General features: G+C 61.7%; 4 protein-coding genes. 1 reads left to right on the forward strand and 3 read right to left on the reverse strand.

Annotated features, from left to right (window positions below; all coding sequences use genetic code 11):
- Positions 1-537: AMP-binding protein (locus A2J03_RS21585; protein ID WP_231912641.1), on the reverse strand; the 537-nt coding region annotated here is incomplete at its 3' end.
- Positions 538-818: 281 nt separating this feature from the next.
- On the opposite strand from A2J03_RS21585, the gene A2J03_RS21590 reads away from it, so the two are divergent.
- Complete coding sequence (locus A2J03_RS21590; protein ID WP_068378101.1) at positions 819-1,388, forward strand: hypothetical protein; 570 nt, start codon at positions 819-821, stop codon at positions 1,386-1,388.
- A 148-nt stretch (positions 1,389-1,536) separates the two neighbouring features.
- On the opposite strand, the gene A2J03_RS21595 is transcribed toward A2J03_RS21590, so the two are convergent.
- Positions 1,537-2,085: a hypothetical protein gene (locus tag A2J03_RS21595; protein ID WP_156520508.1), complete on the reverse strand. Its 549-nt coding sequence runs from the start codon at positions 2,083-2,085 to the stop codon at positions 1,537-1,539.
- A gap of 46 nt (positions 2,086-2,131) precedes the next feature.
- On the reverse strand, positions 2,132-3,490 hold the full coding sequence (locus A2J03_RS21600; protein ID WP_068378104.1) for a cutinase family protein: 1,359 nt from the start codon (positions 3,488-3,490) through the stop codon (positions 2,132-2,134).
- Positions 3,491-3,545: the final 55 nt, after the last annotated feature.

The following is a 3,545-nucleotide window of genomic DNA, read 5'->3' on the forward strand; positions in this document are numbered from 1 at the left end:
TCCGATACCGATTGCCTCGTCGGCGACCAGGGAATCGGTCATGGTGACACTGCATGTGGTTTCGGTGGGGCCGTATGCATTGAGCATCCGGCGACCCGGGGACCATGCGGCGACGACGTCTCTCGGTGCTGATTCGCCGCCGATGATGATGGTCTCGATGTCGGTGAGGGCGGAGCAATCCAGTGTCGCCAACGCAGACGGCGTGATCAGCAGATGCGTGAGGTGGCGGCGCGCAAGCAGCTGCGTCAACTCGGGGCCCGCGTACACCCCCGGCGGGGCGATGACCAGAGTCGCCCCTGCCGCCGCTGATGCAAGGTGTTCGACGATGGCGGTGTCGAATCCAGGCGATGCGAGATGGCACACTCGCGACGATGCATCGAGACCATAGCTCGCCCTGATCTGCTGCACCAATGCCCCGATGCCCTCGTGAGTGACGACGACACCTTTCGGATCACCGGTCGAACCCGAGGTATAGATCACGTACGCCGCATTCTGCGGGAGAGCTGCGCCCTGCGCAGGTGGACGCCCTGCAACCACTCCGGGAAAATTCAGCCCGATCGAGGTGTCCGGTGTCGTGATTAGTGTGCATCGATAGATGGGTCGAGAGGCGCTTCGTTCGACCAGCCGCGCAGGTGTTTCGTTACCGACACGTGGGGTGCGCAGAGACAGGGGAAAGCATTGAGTGCGAAACGGTACTGGGACGGTATGGATCATGTCGTTAAGAGGTTCAAGGCGGTGATGACCGAGTTCGAGCTCGGTGACGACGGACGAGATGGCTGCATGCAGCTCGACGTGGTCTGGCAGAGCGAGCCGCGAATATGAGCGGCCGGCAACTGATCGTCGTTGACGTTCATACGACAGGCCCGTCGTTCGAGGTACACGATGCGTTCGAGCTTGCCGCGATCGACACCAGCACTGGTCGTGTGTGGGAACTCGCGTTCGCGCTCACGTCGTCGCAGCTTGGACGAGCGGACCCGACATTTCTTCAGATGAGCGGATACGACCGGCGTCGATTGGCGGACAAGGCTCAAGATGACGCTCCGCGAATTGAGGCAGAGCTCGCGGCATTGGGCGACGCACTCGCCGGCAATACCCTCGGCGGTGCCGACCCGGAGATACACGCAGCATTTCTCAGCAAAGTCTTTCATCGCCAAGGCATTCGATCACTCTGGCATCACCTGCCTGCAGATATCGCCGCTCTGACCGCAGGTGCACAGGGCTTACCTGCTACGAACATCCCACGATTGGAGATGTGTTGTGAGCTTTGGGATGTTGAACTAGCGGAGCTACCCTCGGCGCTGGAGCGGGCACGAGCGGTGGCAGAGTGCTTCGCTGCATTCGACCTCAGCAACGGACGAGCATCCGCCGAGGCGGCAGCACAGCGATAGCCGAGCATTGCGGATCGCCAGTGGGGGTCCTGCCTGGCTGCGAAGTCTGTCCGCGCGGCTCTTACAGGCGCAATCAGGGCCCTGACATGGGCGCTCTGGAACCGCAGAGTGGATGCGCGATTCCACCCGACGACGTCGGAGCGGGGTGTCAGTAGGACTGCAATCTACCCAGCGTGAGGAGTTGCTTGCGTAACTCATGGGGGATACGAGCCGAGGTGATGTCGGATGTGAAGGCGGCGAGGTAGACGTTCCCGTCGTGTCCTCGTCGAGCGATCGACGACAGTTGTTGAAGGCTTCGGCGGTGCGTGCGAGTCAGTGCGTCGACGATGTCCTTGAGTGGTTCGACTACCAGGTATGCAGGAGTGAAGTCCTGGGCTGCGGCCTGTCCGCTGTCGACCAGGGACACTCGCTGAATAGTGAAGCGCCACACTGCTTCCATGATCTGGATGTGGTTCAGCGACGTGTCCGACCCGTGGACTCGCGGCATAGGGGTGGGTGACGGTGCTGTCAACATCCATACGTGTGGGGTCTGTTCGGTCAGTGTGTCAACCAGTATCGGGGCCGCCTGGGCCGATGTGTGGGACGCAGTCTCGTGCAGTAAGTGACCCTCGGTCTGGGGGTGCCATCTCTGTTCGGCACCCCCAGACCGAGGGTCGATGTGAAGAGCGAGATCGCGGTCGCTCAGATCGATCAACATCGACACAGGCTTCTCGCAATCGTTGTGTCGGGTCGGGGTGCGTCGATCAGGAGGCGATCTTCGTCCCGGGGTCTCCAATACGTACGCGGAACATGCTGGTGAGCTCGTCGGCTCCGGTTCGGCCGCTGTCGGCAATTGGCTTGCTGTCGTATGAGTTGTGCGAGTCGGTGGCGAGGGATGTTGCGTAGTTGAGGACTTCGTCGAGAACGCGCCCGGGGGTGAGATCGTCGGCCAGTTTGTTCAGAAGTGGAAACTCGTCGAGCGGCAATGCGCGGAGAGTCTTTCGGACCGCATTGTTGACCTGCCCGACGAGCTTGCCGAGGTCGGCGGGCAGCGCCAGGTAGTTCTGGGCGGCAGCGTTGGTCGAGATCCGCGCCACCGTGGTGCCGATCGCGATGTATTCGTTGATCGGCAATTTCGATACCACCGTGCCGATCATGGAGCTGAACTGAGAAGCAAAAGTGATCACCTGGGGGGTCAAGGTGGCAAGCAGACCGGGGACGGCAAGCATGTCGCCGCGGCTGATCGCATCGGTCAGCTGCGAGACCGTCGTGGCCATCGGTGCGATATCGGCACCGGGAATGGTCATTTCTGCCACCTTGGCGCTCAGGGTGGAGATGTTGCCGGCGAGGTCGAGCGCAAGCTGCGGCACCATCAGGACGTTCCCCGATGTCACCGCGGTGTTCAGCTCTCCAAGAGTGTTGGTCAACGGTTGCCCGTCGAGTCCTAGCAAGGTGGTGACCACTCCAGCGACGGAGGAGGCGGGGTCGGAGGCGTCGATCTTCGAGCCCAGTTGGCCGAGGAACTGCGTGGCGATCGCATCGTTGGGGGTGTTGCAGTAGGTGTCCTCGGGATCGCAGACGTTGGCGGTGATGTCGTTGAGCGAGCCGAACCCTTCCGGCCGAGCGCCGACGAAACCAGTGCCTGTGGTCTTGGCTCCGAGTTGGATCCCGGCGTTCGGGTTTTGGCCCGGGTCGGCCATCAAACCTACTGCGAACATGCGGTCGGCGCTGATCGGGCCTGTGCCGTTTCCGATCTTGCTGGCCAGATCTCCGGCTGCATCGGCCCCTTGTGAGAAGCCGGTGAGACCGAACTTGGTGCCGGGGCATTCGGCGGCTTTGTCTGCAAGGTGTTGTGAGGCTCGGTCGATCGCTTCCTTCTTGCTGGTTCCGTATGTTTGCGCTTTGTCGTTCACGATCGTTGCGACATACGGCACTGTGTAGGTCTGCAGTTGCTGTGCCGAGAACTCGGACTCCAGTGGGTCCACGACACTGCGGAGCATGCCCACTGGCACGGTCGGATCGGCTTGTTCGTTCGTTTCCGTGGTGCCGGGGATGGCGACCAAGATGTTGTCCGGGCACGCGGGAGCCCTGCGTGTCAGGGTGAGGTGAGTCCACTGGTTCATAGCAACCCGGCCTGATGCAGGGCGAGATACGGATCGACACACATCATGACCATCA

The sequence above is a fragment of the Rhodococcus sp. EPR-157 genome, assembly GCF_001647195.1.
GTDB lineage: Bacteria > Actinomycetota > Actinomycetes > Mycobacteriales > Mycobacteriaceae > Rhodococcoides.